The sequence below is a fragment of the Zoogloea sp. genome (genome assembly GCF_023150065.1).
Taxonomy (GTDB): Bacteria; Pseudomonadota; Gammaproteobacteria; order Burkholderiales; family Rhodocyclaceae; genus Zoogloea.
Genome location: NZ_JAKLLN010000023.1, coordinates 1 through 19,108, shown reverse-complemented (window position 1 = coordinate 19,108; position 19,108 = coordinate 1). Strand labels below are relative to the sequence as shown.

Below are 19,108 nucleotides of genomic sequence, written 5' to 3'. Positions count from 1 at the left end.
TCTTCGAACCGGTTGAGCGGGCAAAGCCACCGTTTGACTGCGGCCGCCAGTCTATCTGAGCTTCATGACCGAATACGCGTGATGGATCACAGCCGGGGTGATTCAGTGCCTCAGGCGGGCAGGCTGTCGAGCAGTCTGGCCAGTTCGGCGGTGCGCGAGCGGCGCGAGCAGGTGTCGGCAAGCTGGCGTTCGACCCCTTGCAGGGTGCCATCCCGCCAGCGGGCGATGATCGTGCCGAGCATCTCGCGGATCTTGCCGGCGTCGGTGATGTCGGCGATCCACGGGGCCTGCAGGGTGTTGAGGGTGCCGGCGGTGTTGCCGGCAAAGTCGGTCAGGGCAATGATGGGCTTGCCGGCGCGGGCGTATTCGTAGAGCTTGGCCGGGATCTGCTTGTTGCAGGCGGCGGCCTGGAACAGCAGCAGGCCGTCGGCACGCATCATCTCCTGGAGGGCGGTGCGATAGGCCACCACGGGCTCGATCACCACGATGTCGTCGATGCCGTATTCGGTCAGCAGCTTGCTGTAGTAATCGTCGGTGCCGGTGGCCCGCAGGATGATGCGCAGGCTTGCCGCGGAGATCTCGCCGGCCGTCTTCATGGCCTGGAGCGCGGCAAAGAAGGCCCGCGGGTCGCGCTCGGCGGGGTAGAGCACGCCGCTGTGCACCAGCACCATCTGGCCTTCCGGGCCCAGGCGACGGGTGTCGAGGCCTTGCTCGGCGTCGCGGAAGTTGTCCTCGTCGAAGCCGTTCTCGATCACCGCCCAGCAGCTGGCCGGTTTGTCGGGGTAGCGCTCGGCGTACATGTCCCGGGTGGCCCGGGTGGTGAAGATGGCACGGCTGCAGGCGGCGATGAGCCGGGATTCGAGGCGTCGGTGGATCTTCCAGGTGCTCGGATTCACCGGGTAGCCGGGTTCGGTCATGCCGTCCCGGAAGTCGAGGACCAGGGGCAGGCCCGACAGCTTGTGCAGGGTCAGGCCGATCATCGGCGCGGTGGCGATGGGGAAGGTGGCAAAGATGGCCTTGGGCCGGTAGCGGCGGATCAGCTGCATGCCGCGGATCACGCCCATCGGCCACCAGCTGACCCAGCGGTCGGGCTGGGCCATCCAGCGCAGATAGCGGCCCTTGAGGGACAGGTGCCGCGCGGTGTCCAGGCCGAAAGCCCGCTCGACCACCATGCCGGTGGGAATCTCGCCCATCTGATCGTTGCTGACCGCCTCGTAGGCCCGCGGGGAGACGGTGAGGATCATCGGTTCCCAGGCGTGATCCCGCAGGTATTCCGAGAACTTCAGGGTTCGCTGGATACCACTGCTCGTCCGCACGGGCGGGTAGTGGTAGGCAATCATCAGCACACGCTTGTCGGTCATGAACACTCTGCATCCGGGTCGCCGGCCCGGCCAGGCCTGGGTTCGACGGATGCCGGAAAATTTACTTTGAATTGAGGCGCGGAGTGTAACCGACACCCTTCATAAATTTTGCCAAATAGTGCTTCCGTCGGTCATTGTCCGTGGCGTGGCGGCGCGAGCCTGACGGTGGGGCGGGAGGCCGCCGAAAAGCTGATGTGGATCCAGGGAGATGTGCCGATGAAGCTGATCTGCAGCGGGCCGATGCACAGGAAGGTGGCGCTGCACAGCTTGTGGATGCCGAGCCTGCCGTGGGCGGCGAGGGATGTCGGGTTGTAGGCCGAAATGCGCGACATGCTCCAGCGGATGCCGCGTGCGTCCAGGTGGCTGTTGGCGGCATCCCAGAGCCGTGCAAACGTGCGCCCGATGCGGTGTTTCGGCTCCACGTGCACGTCATAGTCCCAGACGCTGGAGGTGGTGTCCGCCAGTTCATAGCGGCAGCGCACCTCGTCTTCGTCATAGGCGCCGTAGGCGAGCCACAGAAAACCGGTGAATTCGTCGCCGGAGCGCGCCACGAAGCACTGGGAGCGCTCCGCCATGCGCCGGGCGATGACCTCGGGAGGGCGGGGAAAGGAGGGGATCAGCGGATCGTCGGGCATCAGCTCGACGACGGGGTTCTTGGCCGACGGGCGGCAGGCCGCTTCTCCGCTGACCGGCTGGGCCACCAGGTAGTAGCGCATCAGCCGGGCATGCCGGCGGCTTCCCCGTTCCAGCAACTGGTGCAGGTAATACAGGCTGCCATCGAGGGCGCCCAGTTGTTTGAAGGTGTTGCGGAGGCGTTCAAAGGGCATTGTCGGACAGGGCCAGGGGCGCGAGGGTGCCGGGAGCCGGCAGGCGCGAAAGGTAACCGCTAAGCCTGTCCGGGTACTGTGGAAAAATGCAAAACAAGGATAATTTGACCTGATTGTTCCCGGTGCCGCGGCTCTGCAACGTACTTCACGGTCCGCCGGAGGAGCGTGTCGCATATAATGTGATGATATCAAGCCTGCCGTTTCCGGCGTTGCCCGGGGCGGTCTTGTGTCTGCATACTTGGATTTTCCCGACTGGAGTCTGCTTTTGGATACGAAGAACGAAGTGTTGTCGATTCTCGACGAAGTCCTGAGTCTGGGTGGCGCTGCTGCCCGGTTCGAGCTGGATACCCCGCTGCTGGGGGCCCTGCCTGATCTCGACTCCATGGCGGTCGTCGGTCTGATCAACATGATGGAAGAGCGCTTCGGCTTCGTCGTGGAAGACGACGAGATTGACGGATCCACCTTCGCAACGGTCGGTTCGCTCGTCGATTTCGTGAACGGAAAGCTTGCCTGAGTGGCGGGCGTCCTGCCCCGGCGGGAGGCGTTCTTCCTCCCGGGCGGGGTGACGGCAGGAGGTCGCTTCTGCCTGCTGACCCGCGCTGAAGCCCCCATAGGTACCCTCATCTTCGTTCATGCCTTCGCCGAGGAGATGAACAAGTCCCGGCGTATGGTGGCCCTGGCTGCTGCGGCTTTTGCCGGCTGTGGCTGGAACACCCTGCAGGTGGACCTCACCGGTTGCGGTGACAGCGACGGTGATTTCGGTGACGCCAGTTGGGCGGCCTGGAGCGGGGATGTGCACGATGCCTGGGCCTGGGCTGCGGAGCATCTCTCCGGCCCCGTAGCCTTTTGGAGCTTGCGCAGCGGTGCCCTCGTGCTGTCCGACTGGCTGCGCACAAGCGGCGTGGTTGCGCCCTTTCTGCTGTGGCAGCCTGTGGCCAATGGTCGTCAGCACCTTACCCAGTTCCTCCGCCTCAAGGCCGCCGGCGAGATGCTCGCCGATGCGGACGCCAAGGCTTCCATGGAGGCCATCCGCGGCAGTCTGCAGGCTGGCGACACGGTGGAGATCGCCGGATACAGCCTGTCTGCCGCCCTGGCGAGTGGCATGGAGGCGGCGACGCTGAGCCTGCCGGCCGCCTATGGGGCGCCGGTGGCTGCTTTCGAAGTCGGTCCCCCCGATCGAAGCGAAGTCTCGCCCGCCCTGAGGGTGCTGGTGGAGCGCTGGTCGAAGGCCGGTGTGCAGGTTCGCGCCGAGGCGGTGGCCGGCCCGGCGTTCTGGCAAACCCAGGAGATCGAGCTGTGCCCGGGGCTGATTGAAGCATCCGTGAAGGTGCTGGAGGATTTTTCATGACCGCCGCGCCGCGCAACTGGCAGGATCGTGCCGTGCTGTTCGATTGCGCCGGGGAATCCCTGGTGGGGGTCGTCTCGGCGCCCGAGGCGGTGGCCGAAACCGGCGTGCTGGTCATTGTCGGCGGGCCCCAGTACCGGGCCGGCTCCCACCGCCAGTTCGTGCTGCTGGCGCGCCATCTGGCTGCGCAGGGGGTGCCCTGCATGCGCTTCGACTACCGTGGCATGGGCGATGCCACCGGCCCGGCCCGGGACTTTGAATCCGTCAGTGAGGACGTGGAGGCGGCCATCGGCGCTTTCCTGAAGGCCTGTCCGGGGCTGCGTCAGGTGGTGCTGTGGGGCTTGTGCGACGGTGCCAGCGCCGTGTGCCTGTACCCCGCGCAGCGGGATCTGCGGGTGGTGGCGTCCGTGTTGCTGAACCCTTGGGTGCACACCCAGGCCGGCGAGGCCAAGGTCTTCCTCAAGCACTATTACCTGCAGCGCATCACCGACCCCTCGTTCTGGAAGAAGCTTGGCAGTGGCCAGGTGAGCTTTCTCAAATCCTTCGGCAGCCTGTTTTCCTTTGTGCGTGCGGCCCGCAAGGCACCGGCCGATGCCGGCGCAGCCATTGCCAGCGACGCCGCCGGCCCTTTCCCCGAGCGCATGGCCCGGGGGCTGGTGGGGCGCAAGGGCCCGCTGGCCATCTTCCTGAGCGGGCACGACTACGTGGCGCGGGAGTTCGACGATACCTGCAAGTCGAGTGCCGAATGGCGCAAGGCGTTGGCTGGTGCCGATCTGGACATCACCCGCTTTGCCGAGGCCGACCATACCTTCTCCGGCCCCGGAGAGGCCCAGGCCGTTGCCGAGGCGACCCATGCCTGGCTGCAGGCCAGAGGTCTGGCCCGCTGAGTCCTTCCACCGGGGGCAAGATGGCACTTTCCCCCGGTATCCTTCCTTCTCAGTGTTTGACGCTTTGCCCGAGCCGCTTCAGCTCGGGCAGGCACGAGCCACAGTTGGTGCCGCACTTGGTGCGCGTCTGCAGGGCTTCGAGGGATTCTCCGCTGCGGAAGGCCGCCAGGATGTCGTCCTCGGCCACATCGAAGCAGTTGCAGATCACCTTGCCCCGCGCTGCCTGACCCGCCGGAGGCTGGGTCAGGGGGGCGAGCAGCCAGGGGCGCACCGCGGCAGCCGAGTGCCCTTGCACCATCATGTCGGCCAGCCATTCGGCGGCCTTGGTTTCTCCGGCCAGGCGGACGGCGCTCAAGGAGTCGCCAGTCACCCGGGCCCGTTTTGCCACGTCCTTGCGGCTGTCCTGGTAGGACAGCACCTGGGTGGGGTCGTCCAGGGCCAGGTCCCGGTCCAGGGCTTCGAGCAGGGCCGGGGCGAGTTCCTCGCCGCGGGCCTTCAGCACCACGACGGGTGAGGTGCGTCCCGACAGGGTCAGGCTGGCATAGGGAAAGTGCGGCAGCCAGCGGCGCAGCTTGTCCATTACGTCCAGGGGATTGGGCTGCAGGCGGCCTTCGGCATCGGGTTCCGAGCGGCGCATGGCCACCAGGGCCTTGCCGGCGGTGTATTTGGCCACCTGTACCGCCGCGTGCTTGAGCTCGGGCTGCTTGGAGAAGGGGTCGAAGTTGCGCGGAAGCAGCACGTTGACCCCCTGGCCGCCCATGGTGTTGCCACCCCAGTGCATCGGCAGGAAGGTCTGGCCCGGGCGCAGGGTGGCCGATTCGATCACCTTCAGTACCACGGCACCACGCTTGCTCTTCACCTGCACCAGGTCGCCGCCAACCAGGCCGCGCCGCTCCATGTCGTCCTTGTGCATGTGCAGCAGGGGCTCGGCTTCGTGGCTGTAGAGGCGGGCGACCAGGCCGGTGCGGCTCATGCCGTGCCACTGGTCACGCAGGCGGCCGGTGTTGAGGTGCAGCGGGTAGCGGGCGCTCGGCGATTCGGCGGTGATACGGTGTTCGGTGACCACAAAACGGGCGCGGCCCGAGGCTGTCGGGAAGACGCCGTCCTCATAGAGCCGGACCTTGCCCTGGCTGGCGCCTTCGGGGAAGGGCCACTGCTGGGGGCCGGTGTTTTCGAGCAGGGCGTAGCTGAGACCGGTGATGTCCAGGTCGCGTCCGCGGGTGGACTCCCGGTGCTCGTTCCAGATCTGCTCGGGCGTGGTGTACGGGAACATCCGCGCGGCAAGGTCTCCCTTGCCCAGGCGGATGCCCAGACGCCGGGCGAAATCCACCACGATCGCCCAATCGTGGCGGGCTTCACCCGGCGTGGACACGGCGGCTCGGACGCGGCTGATGGTGCGCTCCGAGTTGGTGACGGTGCCTTCCTTCTCGCCCCAGGTGCTGGCGGGGAGCAGGAGATCGGCGTGGGCACAGGTTTCGGTGTGGCCGAAGGCTTCCTGTACGACGACGAATTCGGCTTTCTGCAGGGCCTCGTGGATCAGGGCCTGGTCGGGCATCGACTGGGCCGGGTTGGTGCAGGCGATCCACACCGCCTTGACCTCGCCGGACTTCAGCCCTTCGAACAGCTCCACGGCGCTCTTGCCCGGCTTCTCGGGGACGTTTTCCACTCCCCACAGGGCGGCGACTTCGGCCCGGTGCTGGGGGTTGGCCATGTCCCGGTGGGCGGAGAGCAGGTTGGCCAGGCCACCTACCTCGCGCCCGCCCATGGCATTGGGCTGGCCGGTGAGGGAGAAGGGGCCGGCGCCGGGGCGGCCGATCTGGCCGGTGGCCAGGTGCAGGTTGATCAGGGCCGAGTTGTTGTGGGTGCCGAAGCTGTACTGGTTGAGCCCCTGGCAGTACATGGACAGGGTTGCCGGCGAGGTGGCGAAGATCTGCGCCGCCTGCTCGATGGCCTTGCGCTCCAGACCGCAGATCGTCGCCGCCATGCTCGGCGTGTATTCGCGGACGATCTTCTTCAGCGCATCGAAGCCTTCGGTGTGGGCCTCCACGTAATCCCGGTCCACCCAGCCTTCCCACAGCATGACGTGGAGCATGGCGTTGTAGAGGGCGATGTCGGTGCCGGGCAAGAGGGGCAGGTGCAGGTCGGCGGCCTCGGCCGTGTCGGTGCGGCGGGGGTCGATGACCACCAGCTGCATGTCCGGATTGGCCTTGCGGGCGTCCTCGATGCGGCGGAAGGCGATGGGGTGGGCGAAGGCGGTGTTGCTGCCGGTGATGAACAGGGCGCGGGTGTGGGCGATGTCCTCGTAGCTGCAGGGCGGGGCATCGGCGCCCAGGCTCAGCTTGTAGCCGGCCACGGCGCTGGACATGCAGAGGCGGGAGTTGGTGTCGAGGTTGTTGGTGCCGATCAGGCCCTTCACCAGTTTGTTGAAGACGTAGTAGTCCTCGGTCAGCAGCTGGCCGGCGCCATAAACGGCAACGGCGTCGGGGCCGTGCTCGGCGACGATGGCGGCGAAGCGCTCGGCGGCGGCATCCAGAGCCGTGTCCCAGCTCACCCGCTCACGGGGCTGGGTACGGTCACTGCGCAGTTCGGGGTAAAGCGCCCGGGCGATCAGGGTTTCCGGGGCGCTGGAGAGGTGCAGGGTCGAGCCCTTGGTGCACAGGCGGCCGAAGTTGGCCGGATGATCCGGGTCGCCCTTTACGCCGACAATGCGCCCGGCTTCATGTTCGATCACAACACCGCAGCCGACGCCACAGTAACAACAGGTAGATTTGGTTTCTGCCATCACGACTCCTCTGATGGCAGGAATTAGCAAGCCTTGTGCCATGCAGCAGAAGGGCTGTTCCGGCGTCCTTTGGGGCTTTGTCCGCACCAAAGCGGGGTGTGTCGGTGCGGGGATGGTGCATGCCTGGCGGGCGCGCACCATCTTCGGGCGCGGGCCGGGGTGGGCCCGGCCCGGCTTTCAGGCGTTTGTCCTGGGGCTTGCCGAGCGCCGCCGCGGTTTTCTGGTGGCGGCGGTGCTGTCTTCGCCTGCGCCGGGCCGGCCGCTCAGGCCTTGCGCCACCGCCTGCAACACTGCGGCCCGGTCCGTGTCGCCGGCCTGCTTCCGGCCTGCGAGGAACTCGCACAGCAGGTCCAGCTGGCGTACCACCGAATCGATGGCCCGGGGCGAGGGGGCCAGGGACTGGATGGCGTCCCGGTAGGTGGCCAGCAGATAGTCGGCCGGGGAGCCTGTGCCGGCGGGGGTTTGATCTGTCCTCAGCCACTGGGCGAGGGCGGCATCGGCCTGCATCACGGCGTCGAAGAAATCGAAGCTCCGGCGGAAACGCGCCCGGGTGGCGGTGATACACACCTCCACGTCGGCGTCGGTGGCACCGGGCTGGCCGAGCAGGGCGTCGAGCTGCACGCGGTTGATGCGCCCGTAGGGGTTCCAGCCGGGGGTGGCCGGGTCGCCCTCGCCGGTGGCGTAGGCATCCCGGGCCTGGGTCAGCAGCCCGGCGACCTCCGCCCACCCCCGCTGGCTGCGGACCGCCAGCAGGGCCTTGCGCTTGAGGGCGCTGCCCAGGAGGAACTGGCGCTCGGGGTTGGGGGTGGCGGGGCCGAGCCGGGTGAGCAGGGCTTCGAGCCGCCCGATGGCGGTGTCGAGCAGGGCGCTGGCCTCGGCCAGGCGCTGCAGATCGGGGGGCGAGCCTGCCTCGCTTCGGCGGGCGGCTTCCCGGGCCTCGATGTTGGCGAGCAGCTCGATACTGGCGATGGGTACCCCGTACAGGGACGAATCCGCGGCGACGGCCTGGAGCAGGGCGCTCCTGGCGGCCTCGAAACCAGCGCCCTGATATTCGGCGTAGAGGCGCCCCAGGGCGGCCTGGAGGTCGGGCCGGGCCTGCCAGGCGGCCGGAACGGCGTTGAGGCGGGTGGTGATCCGGCGGGTCAGGGTCTTGAAGTCACCGCCGCCGCCGGGCAGCCGGCAGTCCAGCCGGCGCTGCTCCAGCCAGTCGATCAGCTCGTCGGGCGCCTGCATCGGCGCGTCGTCCCGCTCCACCCGGGGAGCCTGCCGCAGCTGGAAGGCCGGGTCGCCGTAGGCCTGGTAGGCGCCCCAGGTGTTGCAGTCCGGGTGCGTGTCGAAGGTGGCATTGCGGGCCTTGAAGATGGCATCGCCGAAGCGGGCGCCCTGAATCGTCATCTGCCCGAAGAAGGCCTCGGCGAAGGTCCGGGCGGCGTCGTCGCGCACTTCCCAGCCGGCCGCCACCACGCAGCGCACCCCCATGTCGATGAGCTCCCGGGCCAGGCTGGCGGCGAGGCGGTTGCCTCCGCCTTCATTGATGCCGGCCTTGCCCAGGTTGCAGCAGCTCAGATAGACCAGGTCGGGCACGTTCTCCATCAGGGCGATCTCGGTGGCCGACAGGAGCAGCCCGTCGGACAGCACCACGCCGCTGCGCCAGCTGCCGTCCCGGGCCTGGCGGGCATAGATGCCATGGGCACAGATCACCACGATCCGCCAGGGGCGGGCGAAGAGGCCGGCGAACACCTGGGTGGCGGTGGCGTCGGGGGGGATGTGATTGACGTCGTAGCCGGAGGCTTCCAGTACAGCCACCGCGGCTTCGCCTTCGCGGGCCGCTTCAGCAAGACTGGGGAGCTCATCCCAGCCCGGGCTGCCGTCGGGTCTGGGCGTAGCCTTCCAGCCCGGCGGGCCGAACTGGGCATGGAAGCCCTCGCTGCTCGGGTTGGCGATCACGCAGGCGCTCAGGGCGTCGGTGCGGATCACCTCGCGGCGGAAGGCGGTCGTGGCGAACTGGCGCACCATCCGGGTACTGCGGATGAGGGGCTGACCGTCGGCCTCCAGCATCTCCCAGGGCAGGTTGGCGGTGCCCTCGTCCACCACCAGGATCAGGTTGCTGGTCTTGCGGGCCACGGCCTTGAACTCGAGGGGGACGAGCAGCTGGAAGAGGGTGTTGCCGAAGCGGGTGTCTGGCGAGTAGGAGGTGCTGCCCGGACCGTTGAGGGTCCGGTCCACCAGGGTTTCCACCAGGCCTGGCTGGCGCTGCTGGATGATGGATTCGGCGCGGGCCTTCTCACCCATGTAAACAAAGCGCAGGCGCCGGGCGTGACGCACCACGGGGGCGCCGTCGTCGCGGTCAGTGTCGTCCCCGTCGGCGTCGCTGACTGCCAGGCGCGGCCAGTAGTCGCCGAAGGGGGTCAGGCTGAGGCGCTGACGCACGCCTTCGCCGGTCTGCAGCTCTTCGGCGATGTCCAGGCGTGCTTCGAGGCGCAGCAGATCGCTGGCCAGCACCTCGTCGAGCTGACGCAGGGCGTGGGCTGCGGAGAGGGCGGCGTCCCGGTAGACCTCGATCAGTTCGAGGCGGGTGATCACGGCCCGACGGGCCCCGTCGCGGCCCACGGCCCCTTCGGCGAACTCCCGGTTGGCCCGCAGCACCCCCAGCACGATGGCCTTGAGCGCATCGGCGCCGTCCAGCTGGGCGGCGGAGTTGGTGCCGATCAGCAGGCTGGCCAGGCTCAGCTCGATTTCTCCGTCGGCCTGGGTGGTACCGCCGGCTACGGCCTCCTCGGTGTAGCGATCGGCGGCGTGGAGCAGGTAGCGCAGCGCGCCGGCGCGGACGGCTTCGGTGACGCCCTCGGCCGACAGCTTGCCCATTTCCCCAAGCCCCACCACCACGGCGCCGCGGCCGGTCCCGCGCAGGCGCTCTTCGCGGCTGCGGGGGGCCAGGGCCACGGTGGCGTTGCCCAGATCCCCGGTGTGGATGCCCAGACGCTGGCGGTGGCTGAGGGCGCCGTCTACCAGCCAGCGGTCGATGACCGCCTCGGCGCCGGAGATCGGGTCGCCCCGGTAGTGCCCGCACATCAGCGGGACCTGCACGAAGCGCAGATCCATCGCCCGCACCGATACGGCCAGGGCCCGGCGGCTGCCGCGAATCTGCACCCGGGGCCGACCGCCCAGGGCCCGGCTGGTCAGCTCCAGGGGCGTGGGGTAGGCGGGCGGTGGGCCGCCCCGGTAGCAGGTGAGGCGATCGGCCTCGGCCGCGCCACGGCTGACGGGCAGGCGCCCCAGGCGGCTGGCACTGCCCTGGGCGAGCAGGGACTGGATCTCGCCGAAGTACTTCTCGGTGCTGGTCAGGCCCATGTGGTCGGCGGGCATGTACCAGTAGCGGTCCTCGGGCAGGCCGGCAAGGTACCCGGATTTCCAGGTGACGGAGCCGTCGCCGTTGGGGGTGCCGCGCAGGGCCACACCCACCGGTGTGTCGCCGTCACGCTGGATGAGGAGGCCGCAGGGGGTGTTGTCGGCCTGACCGAAGACGTAGGCGATGCGCTCCGGCGCCTCCTGCACCCAGCGGGTGTCGGCGACAGCCTTCCAGAAGTCGCTTGCGGCCTGAAGTGTGGCCTGCGCCGGGCGGCCCGCCAGATGCCGGCCGAACCAGAAGTCGTTGTTGAGGGCGGCCAGATCCACCCAGGTCTGCTCGGCGTAGAAGTCGTGCTCCGCGACCCCGGCGGTATCCACGAAGCCCGGCGCCGGCAGCAGATGCACCGCGCCGGGAAACCCCGCCACGATGTCGAGGATGGCCTGCATGCCGTGCTGCAGGTCGGCCCGGGCCAGGGTGCGGATGGTGTCCGACTGGCCGAGCAGGGTCTCGACGAAGAGGTGGGAACCGTTGTTGGGGGTGCCCAGCATCAGCAGGCGGCCGCCGGGGCGGGCCACGATGTCCCGCCACAGGGTGGAGTCGGCGGCAAAGGCGGCGCGCGTCACCAGCCCGCCCATGCTGTGGGCGAGGATGCGCACCGGCTGGTTGGGGTGGCTGACCAGGGCCTCGCGCAGGGTGGTGGCCAGGCGCTGGCCCAGGGCCAGGATGGGCTGACGCCAGTCGTAGTCGAAACGGACGACCCGGTGGCTGCCGTCGAGCCAATCGGCGAGTTCGCCGTAGGCCAGGTCCACCAGCCCGTCGGTGCTGACGCCGCGGCCGCTGTCCATGGCGATGCGGGTGAGCTTGCCGCTGGCCAGGGCCAGGGGGGCGAGCCATACGCGCTGGTTGTCGGCCTTGAGGTGGGAGCCCATGATGCCCGGCACATACACCACCACCGGCATGCTGTCGGCGGGGCGCTCGTCGCCACCACGGCTCACCCGGCGCGGGCGAACGGCGTCGGGCTCGGGCAGGCCGAGGGGCTGCCAGGGTTCGAGCCTGTCCGGATCGGGGGCCACCAGCCACTGGTGGAGGGCCGTGGGCAGGGGCACGTTGCGGCTCTTCACGTCGTCCCGGAAGTAGCGGAAGTGATTGACCTGCGGGCCGTGCACGTAGATGGCCCGGACACCCCGGGCCCGGTTGGCCAGCCCGCCGTACATGGAGTCGGTGTCCACCACCAGGTCGTTGCGGGCCCGGTCGAAGAGGGCCCAGTCCACGAACATCACGCCAACCCGGTGGAAGAAGCTGTTGGGGTCGCCTTCCACGTCTCCGGCAATCAGGGCGACCCGCACGGAGGGGGCCATCGCGGCGCGGCCCAGCAGCGTGCCGATGGGGGCTTCCGGCAGCATGGCCTCGATGCCCGGCACCACACCGGGCTGGATGCGCTTGTCGGCGATTTCGAGGACGACGCGGGTGAGAAAGCGCAGGGCTTCGTTAGTGATGCGTTTGGCCGTCTCCCCGGCGACGGGCGATGCGGCGCTCCCCACCAGGGCGCCCACGCCCCAGGCACCGAAGCGGCGCACGCCGTTGAGAAGGCCACTGAGGAAGAGGTCGAGGTTGTCGGAGAGCAGGGCGGTGCCCCGTGCCGGGCAGCCCACCCGTACGTAGCGTTCGATACGCAGGCGCTTCTGCTTCATCAGCCCGACGAGTTCGCGCAGGGCGGCTTGTTCAAGGGCTTCGCCCTTCAGGCGTTCTGCCTTCAGCGCGGGGTCCTGGCGTTCGGCGTCGGCCTCGTCGGGGCGAGGCGGACGGGTGTATTGCTCAATCAGCTCGTCGAGTTGGGGGTCGTGGGGGTCGAGGGCCAGCAGGTCGCCCACGAGCCCCCCGCGGGAGTGGGTGACCAGGTGCAGGCGAGCGTCGTCGGGGAGGGTGCGCAGCAGGCGCAGGGCGTTGTCGATGGGGCTTTCGGAGAAGGTCCGGTGCTCGAAGCCGAAGATGCGGCCGCTGAAGGCGTTGTCGATCTCTCGCCAGGCCTTGCTGGCCGGCAGGGCGCCAAAGCCGCTCAGGGTGTGGGAGCCGGTGCCGTGGATGAACAGCAGGGCTGGACCGGCCGCCAGGGCCGCGGCCAGCTGCGGGCTGCCTTCGGTGCAGCGGTCTGCCGGGGTCAGCTCGCCGCCGCGCCAGGCGTAAATGCCCGGGGGGCCGGCGAGACGGCTCTCGATGGCTTCCATCAGGGCTTTCGCGCCTTTGCGCGAGGCCCAGTCCACGGCCTTGTCTTCGAGCTTCTCGCGGAGCTGCTCCAGGGCGGCGTCGATGATCTCGTCCCGGCCGATCTCCAGCTCGCTGATCTTGCGCCAGATCCAGTCTGCCGCACCGCGGGTGGTGGCCCGGTTGTCGCGGAAGCGGGCGAAGTCGATGGCGCCGTCTGCGTCCAGCAGTTCGGGCCGGGTGCGCCGGAGCTGGGCGGCGAGCACGTCGGCGTGCATGAAGACGGTGCTGCCGTCCACGGTTTCGAGGGCCAGCAGGCCGATGTCGTCGCCGAGGGCCTCGCTGCTGGGGGCGTCACTGCTGCGGCTGGCCGGGGCGAGGGTCCAGCTGCGCTTGACGCTGACGTTGGGCAGAAGTGTTTCCGTTCTGCCGTCTGCGGCACGGCTGCCCGGTATGGAAAGGGTGCCTGGCAGAGAGGGCGTATCGCCCTGTGCCTGGTGGCCGAGGGGCAGGCGGAACAGGGGGCGGGGGGCGGGGCTGCTCATGGCGGGGTCCTCGGCGCGGCGGATCGTTCCGGGCGCGTGACGATCAGGGGCGGGAAGGGCCGGTCAGGGATGCCGGCCCGGGGGGGCTCAGGCGAAGACCTTCCAGGCGCGGGCGGTACGCGTGCCGAAGATCTGCGGGTTCTGGGGCAACTGGTTGGTGGGCAGGTAGGCCGGGGTGATCTTCTTGAACCAGTCCTGGTAGGTGGCGCTGGCGGGCAGGGCGGCCAGGGCCTTCAGGGCGTAGTAGGTGAAGGCCCCGTTGGGGCGACCCTTGAAGCTGGTGTCCCAGCTGAACTGGGTGTCGGTGCAGCCGGCCAGCAGGAGGTCTCCACCGCTGCGGGTCAGCCCTCCTATCGTGGGGAGGCGGGCGGCGCGGGCGTCCGGCAGCTCGTCGGCCTTCATCCACACCTCCGGCGGCAGGAAGCGTGCCCGGGGCATGCCGGGGTCCAGGTCGCTGTTGTCGCCCCGGGTGACGCTGCCCGAGTGACAGCTGTCGGAGATCAGCAGCACGCGCACGCCGGCCGCCCGGCTGGCGAGGAGCGGGGCCAGCTCGTCGTCCAGCAGCACCTTGCCGGAGCCGATGTCCCAGGGGCACAGGCCTTCGTCGCGGCCGTCGGGTTCGTCGCCATTGCGGTCGGGCACCCAGGTGCCGTGGCCGGAGTAGGTGATCACCAGGGTATCGCCCTTGGCTGCGCCGCCTACCAGGCTGCTGATGCCGGCCACCATGGCCGCCTTGGTGGCCTGGGCGTCGATGAGCTTGGTGACGGTGAAGCCCCGGGCGGTGAGGGTGGCGGCCCAGTCGGTGGCGTCATTGACGCAGCCTGAGAGGTCGTTCTGGGTGCCGGGGTAGTCGTTGATGCCGATGCACAGCGCCTTTTTGCTCATGATCCGTCTCCCTTTCGTGTCCGCCACCGGGGGCTGCCGAGGCTGCCGGCGGGTGCGCTGGGGCCCGGCACGCGGCCGGGCTATGGAATATGGATTTAAGCACCCGTGCTTGAAAGGTCAACGGCTTCTGCGCCGCGCCGGTGGGGGCTGTCAGACGCGTGGTATCTGGCTGAGCTCGCGCAGGGCGGCAACCTGGTCGAGGATGGGCTGGGGCACGGGCAGGTTGCCGTCCAGCATGGCGCGGATCAGGGCGGCGTTGGCCTGCACCTCGGGGTTGTCGGGCTGGCCCTCGATGGGCGGTGCGCCGCCCTCTTCGGCGGGGAAGGCCACGCTGGCCTGGCCGTGGATGAAGGCCTCCAGGCGGGGCCGGCGGCGGGGGTTGGCAAAGGCCTCGCCCTCGGTGCCCCGCAGCAGCATGGCCACGCCGCCCTGGGCGACCAGGTGGGTGTGGATGCGCTCCAGGTACTCCGGGTGGGTCATGGATACGACGCGCACGCTGTGGCCGGGGGCGGGGTCGAGGAGCTTGGCCAGGGTGTGGGCGCTGTTGCGCACGCCCAGACGCGGGCGCAGGGCGAGCAGCGGCGCCAGGCCGGGGGCCAGGGTGTCGAGGGGCAGGCAGGCCAGGTGGCGGGTGGCCAGCTGCGCTTCGGCGTCGGCGATGCTGGCGGCCGGGCGGATGTCCAGGGCGTCGAGCAGCTCAAAGGGGCTCACCCGGCTGTCGAAGTCGTGGCGGCCCTGGATCAGCACCGGAACGCCTTCCCGGGCCAGCAGCAGGGCCAGCAGGGGCATCAGGTTGGCCTGGCGGCGGGCGCCGTTGTAGGTGGGCAGCACCACCAGGCGGGGGCCGGGGGGTACGGCGATGGGCGTGGTGCGGGCGTCCAGGGCACGCTGGAAGCCGAGCAGCTCGTCCAGGGATTCGGCCTTGATGCGCATGGACAGGATGATGGCGCCCAGCTCCAGGTCGGGCACCCGGCCGTCCATCATGTCGCCGAACAGGGCTTCGGCCTGATCGACGCTGAGGGGCTTAGAACCTTTCGGCCCGCGGCCGATCTCCTTGATGAATGGGGCGTAGGACATGGTGGGGCGCCGGTGTGAGTTGGACAGTGCGGCAAGTGTAGCGGATGCGGCGGCGCAGCAGACACGCTGCAGCGGGTGGCGTCCGGGCCCCGGTGGCGGCAGGCTGCGGGTTTTTGCACGGATCGGGAGTGGCGTGATGAAGCGAGGGTGGAAGGGGTGTCTGGGTCTAGGGCTGAGTCTGGGGCTGGGCCTGGCGGCGACGCTGGCGGGGGCGGCGGAGCTGCCCGTGGAGCGCCTGCGGGTGCCGCCGGGCTTTCGCATCGAGGTGCTCACCGACCAGGTGCCCAACGCCCGGGGCATGGCCCTGGGCGACTTTGTGGATGGCCGAGGCGTGGTGTACGTGGGTAGCCGCGAGGCGGGCCAGGTTTACGGGGTCGAGATCGACAGGGGGCGGGCCGGCAAGGTGCATGTGCTGGCCCGGGGGCTGACCCAGCCGGTAGGCGTGGCCTGGCGGGCGGGCAGCCTGTATGTGTCGGGGGTGTCGCGCATCGTGGCCCTGGATGGGGTTGGCACTCGGCTGGCCAAGCCGCCCGCCCCCCGGGTGGTGACCGACCGCTTCCCCCAGGAGCGCCACCACGGCTGGAAGTTCATCGCCTTCGGCCCGGACGGCTGGCTCTACGTGCCGGTGGGCGCGCCCTGCAATGTGTGCGACCGGGATGCCGAGGGTTTCGCGACGATTCAGCGCATCCGCCCGGATGGCAGTGGAGCCGAGGTCGTGGCCCGCGGGGTGCGCAACACCGTGGGCTTCGACTGGCACCCCCAGGATGGTGCCCTGTGGTTCACCGACAACGGCCGCGACATGCTGGGTGACGAGCTGCCCTCGGATGAGTTCAACCGGCTGGGACGCCCGGGGGAACACTTCGGCTTTCCGTTCTGCCATCAGGGCGACGTGCCCGACCCGGAGTTTGGCAAGGCCCGCGCCTGCAGCGCCTTCACGCCGCCTGTCGCCAGGCTGGGCGCCCACGTGGCGGCCCTGGGCATGCGGTTTTACCGGGGCAGCCAGTTTCCGGAGGCCTACCGGCACAACGCCTTCATTGCGGAACATGGGTCGTGGAACCGCAGCCGCAAGTCGGGCTACCGGGTGGTCCGGGTGATTGCCGACGCCCAGGGCAGCAATGCCCGCCAGGAGGTGTTTGTGGATGGCTGGCTGCAGGTGGATGCCAGCGGGCGCGAGGACGTGTGGGGGCGGCCTGCCGACGTGCTGGAGCTGCCCGATGGGTCACTGTTGATCAGCGACGACCGGGCCGGGGCGATCTACCGGGTGAGCTACGGAGGCTGAGGGGGTGCGCCCTGATTGCGCTGGGGGCCGGCGGCGGCTAGGCTCGCTCCTTTTTTCCGGCAACAGGGATACGTCATGAAGGTTGGTTTCATTGGTCTTGGCATCATGGGGCGGCCCATGGCCCTCAATATCCTCAAGGGCGGCTTCGAACTCACCGTGTGGGCGCGCCGCGCCGAATCCATGGCGCCGCTGCTCGAGGCCGGTGCCAAAGGCGCAGCCAGCGCCGCCGAGGTGGCGGCGGGCTGTGACGTGGTGTTCTCCATGGTGGCTGATGCGGCCGACGTGGAGCAGGTGGCCCTGGGTGCCGGCGGCGTGGCCGAAGGGGCCCGCGCCGGCCTGATCTACGTGGACATGAGCACCATCGCCCCGGCAGCGGCCGAGTCGATCTCGGCCCGCCTGAAGGACAAAGGCGTGACCATGCTCGACGCGCCGGTGTCGGGTGGCGAGGTGGGGGCCATCAATGGTGGCCTGACCATCATGGTGGGCGGCGATGCCGACGCCTTTGCCAAGGTCGAACCCCTGTTTGCCCGCATGGGCAAGGCGGCCACCCTGATCGGTGGCCCGGGGGCCGGGCAGGTGGCCAAGGCCTGCAACCAGATCCTCACCGGGGTGGGGGTGCTGGCGGTGGCCGAGGCCTTCAACTTCGCCCGCAAGAGCGGCGTGGACGCCGGCAAGGTGCGTGAGGCCCTGCTGGGCGGCTTTGCCTACAGCCGCATCCTGGAGAACCACGGCCAGCGCATGCTCGACCGCAACTTCAAGCCCGGCTTCAAGGCCTGGATGCATCAGAAGGACATGAACATCGTGATGCAGGAGGCCCACCGCCTGGGCCTGATGCTGCCCAGCAGTGCCGCTACCGCCCAGCTCTTCAACGCCATGGTGGGTAGCGGGATGGGCGAGGAGGACTCGGTGGCCGCCCTCAAGCTGCTGGAAAGCCTGTCGGGGGAATGAGGTGAAGGTCGGATTTGTCGGACTGGGGGTGATGGGGCGCCCCATGGCCGGGCACCTGCTGGCGGCTGGCCATGAGCTGGCGGTGTGGGCCCGGCGGCCGGAGTCGGCGGCTCCCCTCGCGGCAGCCGGCGCGCGGCTCTGCGCCACGCCGGCCGAGCTGGCCCGGAGCTGCGAGGTGGTGATCTCGGTGGTCACCGCCAGCGCCGACGTGGAGGCCCTGGCCCTGGGGCCGGATGGCCTCATCGAGGGCTTTGCTCCCGGCGGCATCCACGTGGACATGAGCACCATTGCCCCGGGCTCCGCCCGCAAGCTGGCGGCCCGCTATGCACAAAAGGGCATCGGCTGGCTGGACGCACCGGTGTCGGGGGGCGAGCTTGGGGCGCGGGACGCCACCCTGGCCATCATGGCCGGCGGCGAGGCCGACGTGCTGGCCCGCGTCCGGCCGCTGCTGGCCTGCCTGGGCAAGACCGTGGTGCACATCGGCCCGGCCGGTGCCGGACAGGTGGCCAAGGCCTGTAACCAGATGATCATGGTCAACGCCATCCAGGCCTGCGCCGAGGCCATGCGCCTGGCCGGTGCCCATGGGGTGGACCTGCACAAGGTGCGCGAGGCGCTGCTGGGCGGCTCGGCCGGCTCCCGGGTGCTGGACGTGATGGGGGATCGCATGGCCCACCGCGACTTTGCCGCCGGCATCCAGTCGCGTCTGCACCACAAGGACTTCGCGATCCTGATGGAGGAGGCCCGCCAGCTCGGCGCGCCCCTGCCGGTGGCTGCCCAGACCTGGCAGCAACTCAATGCCCTGATGGCGCTGGGGGGCGGGAGGGACGATACCGCCAGCCTGCTGCGCGTGCTGGAGCCCGGGCAGTCTCCCGGAAGTGTTTAAGGGAAATGACATGAAGCAAATCTCGCGTCGCCGCATGGCCGGCCTGCTGTGCGCCGGCCTTGGGCTCACCGTGCTGGGGGGCTGCGCCGGATTCCAGTTCGGCATGCAGAAACCGGAGGTGACCGTGGTGGACATCCGGCCCCTGGATGCCACCTTGCTGGAGCAGCGCTTCGTGCTCAGCCTGCGGGTCACCAACCCGAACAGCGTCGAGATTCCGATTGAAGGCCTCACCTTCCGCCTCGACCTCAGCGGCCAGCAGTTTGCCACCGGGGTCAGCAACCGCCCGGTGGTGATCCCCCGCCTCGGCGAGGGCATCGTGGAGGTGACCGCCACCACCAGCCTGCCCCGCCTGCTGCGCCAGTTCCGCGAGCTGGCCAAGATGCGCGACAAGGTCGAATACCGCCTCCGCGGCCGGCTGGTGACCGGCAACTTCGGTGGTTTCGATTTCGACCAGACGGGGGAAGTTGGCTTGCCGAAGGGCTTTGGCGAGGCAGGGCGCCGAGAGAGCGCACCGCCGACGGAGCGTTTCTAGGAGCTGTGGTCGGGTGGGTTGGGAGTGGGCTTGTCCGATGCACGGCCAGCGTGATGTCACGCTCCGGTGGGGGCGAGTTCATTCGCCCTCGGACTGTTGAGCGTTGCTGGTGGGTTTTCCGTCGTTTTTCGTGACGTTGGCCGGGTGTTCGCCCCGGCGGGCGACCTTCTTCTTTGCTTCGCCAAAGAAGAAGGCAAGAAAGGCGA

General features: G+C 69.3%; 13 protein-coding genes. 7 read left to right on the top strand and 6 right to left on the bottom strand.

The genetic code is table 11. The features are described from left to right. Positions 1 to 110: 110 nt before the first annotated feature. Entirely contained in the window at positions 111 to 1,361 is a 1,251-nt protein-coding gene (locus L6Q67_RS19695; protein ID WP_296573634.1) for a glycosyltransferase, read from the bottom strand. Between the two features lie 131 nt (positions 1,362 to 1,492). After that, entirely contained in the window at positions 1,493 to 2,188 is a 696-nt protein-coding gene (locus L6Q67_RS19690; protein WP_296573630.1) for a GNAT family N-acetyltransferase, read from the bottom strand. A gap of 265 nt (positions 2,189 to 2,453) precedes the next feature. Here L6Q67_RS19690 and L6Q67_RS19685 point away from each other — a divergent pair, with 265 nt between their 5' ends. From L6Q67_RS19685 to L6Q67_RS19675, 3 genes are read left to right on the top strand one after another with little or no spacing between them, the layout of a single operon-like run. Next, the gene (locus tag L6Q67_RS19685) at positions 2,454 to 2,702 is read left to right on the top strand and encodes an acyl carrier protein (RefSeq protein WP_296573626.1); all 249 of its coding nucleotides are present in this window, start codon (positions 2,454 to 2,456) and stop codon (positions 2,700 to 2,702) included. Then, positions 2,703 to 3,536 carry a hydrolase 2, exosortase A system-associated gene (locus L6Q67_RS19680; protein WP_296573623.1) on the top strand — a complete coding sequence of 278 codons (834 nt, stop codon included), beginning with the start codon at positions 2,703 to 2,705 and terminating at the stop codon, positions 3,534 to 3,536. Further along, positions 3,533 to 4,420: a hydrolase 1, exosortase A system-associated gene (locus L6Q67_RS19675; RefSeq protein WP_296573621.1), complete on the top strand. Its 888-nt coding sequence runs from the start codon at positions 3,533 to 3,535 to the stop codon at positions 4,418 to 4,420. The genes L6Q67_RS19680 and L6Q67_RS19675 overlap by 4 nt, the downstream gene beginning before the upstream one ends. Positions 4,421 to 4,469: 49 nt before the next feature. Here the strand turns inward: L6Q67_RS19675 and L6Q67_RS19670 are convergent, their stop codons facing one another. The 4 genes from L6Q67_RS19670 to ybiB all read right to left on the bottom strand — a co-directional run bounded on the left by L6Q67_RS19670 (position 4,470) and on the right by ybiB (position 15,260). Then, positions 4,470 to 7,202 (bottom strand): nitrate reductase, encoded by a 2,733-nt coding sequence (locus tag L6Q67_RS19670; RefSeq protein WP_296573619.1) that lies wholly within the window; start codon positions 7,200 to 7,202, stop codon positions 4,470 to 4,472. A gap of 177 nt (positions 7,203 to 7,379) precedes the next feature. Next, complete coding sequence (locus L6Q67_RS19665) at positions 7,380 to 13,298, bottom strand: CHAT domain-containing protein (protein WP_296573616.1); 5,919 nt, start codon at positions 13,296 to 13,298, stop codon at positions 7,380 to 7,382. Between the two features lie 87 nt (positions 13,299 to 13,385). Next, entirely contained in the window at positions 13,386 to 14,183 is a 798-nt protein-coding gene (locus L6Q67_RS19660; RefSeq protein WP_296573613.1) for a caspase family protein, read from the bottom strand. Between the two features lie 150 nt (positions 14,184 to 14,333). Further along, positions 14,334 to 15,260, bottom strand: a complete 927-nt coding sequence (gene ybiB, locus L6Q67_RS19655; protein WP_296573609.1) for a DNA-binding protein YbiB — start codon at positions 15,258 to 15,260, stop codon at positions 14,334 to 14,336. Positions 15,261 to 15,396: 136 nt separating this feature from the next. Between ybiB and L6Q67_RS19650 the strand changes: the two genes are divergently transcribed. The 4 genes from L6Q67_RS19650 to L6Q67_RS19635 all read left to right on the top strand — a co-directional run bounded on the left by L6Q67_RS19650 (position 15,397) and on the right by L6Q67_RS19635 (position 18,902). Further along, the gene (locus tag L6Q67_RS19650) at positions 15,397 to 16,539 is read left to right on the top strand and encodes a PQQ-dependent sugar dehydrogenase (protein WP_296573602.1); all 1,143 of its coding nucleotides are present in this window, start codon (positions 15,397 to 15,399) and stop codon (positions 16,537 to 16,539) included. Positions 16,540 to 16,614: 75 nt separating this feature from the next. Then, positions 16,615 to 17,487: an NAD(P)-dependent oxidoreductase gene (locus L6Q67_RS19645; protein WP_296573601.1), complete on the top strand. Its 873-nt coding sequence runs from the start codon at positions 16,615 to 16,617 to the stop codon at positions 17,485 to 17,487. A gap of 1 nt (position 17,488) precedes the next feature. After that, on the top strand, positions 17,489 to 18,370 hold the full coding sequence (locus tag L6Q67_RS19640; protein ID WP_296573598.1) for an NAD(P)-dependent oxidoreductase: 882 nt from the start codon (positions 17,489 to 17,491) through the stop codon (positions 18,368 to 18,370). Between the two features lie 10 nt (positions 18,371 to 18,380). Further along, entirely contained in the window at positions 18,381 to 18,902 is a 522-nt protein-coding gene (locus L6Q67_RS19635) for an LEA type 2 family protein (RefSeq protein ID WP_296573596.1), read from the top strand. Positions 18,903 to 19,108: the final 206 nt, after the last annotated feature.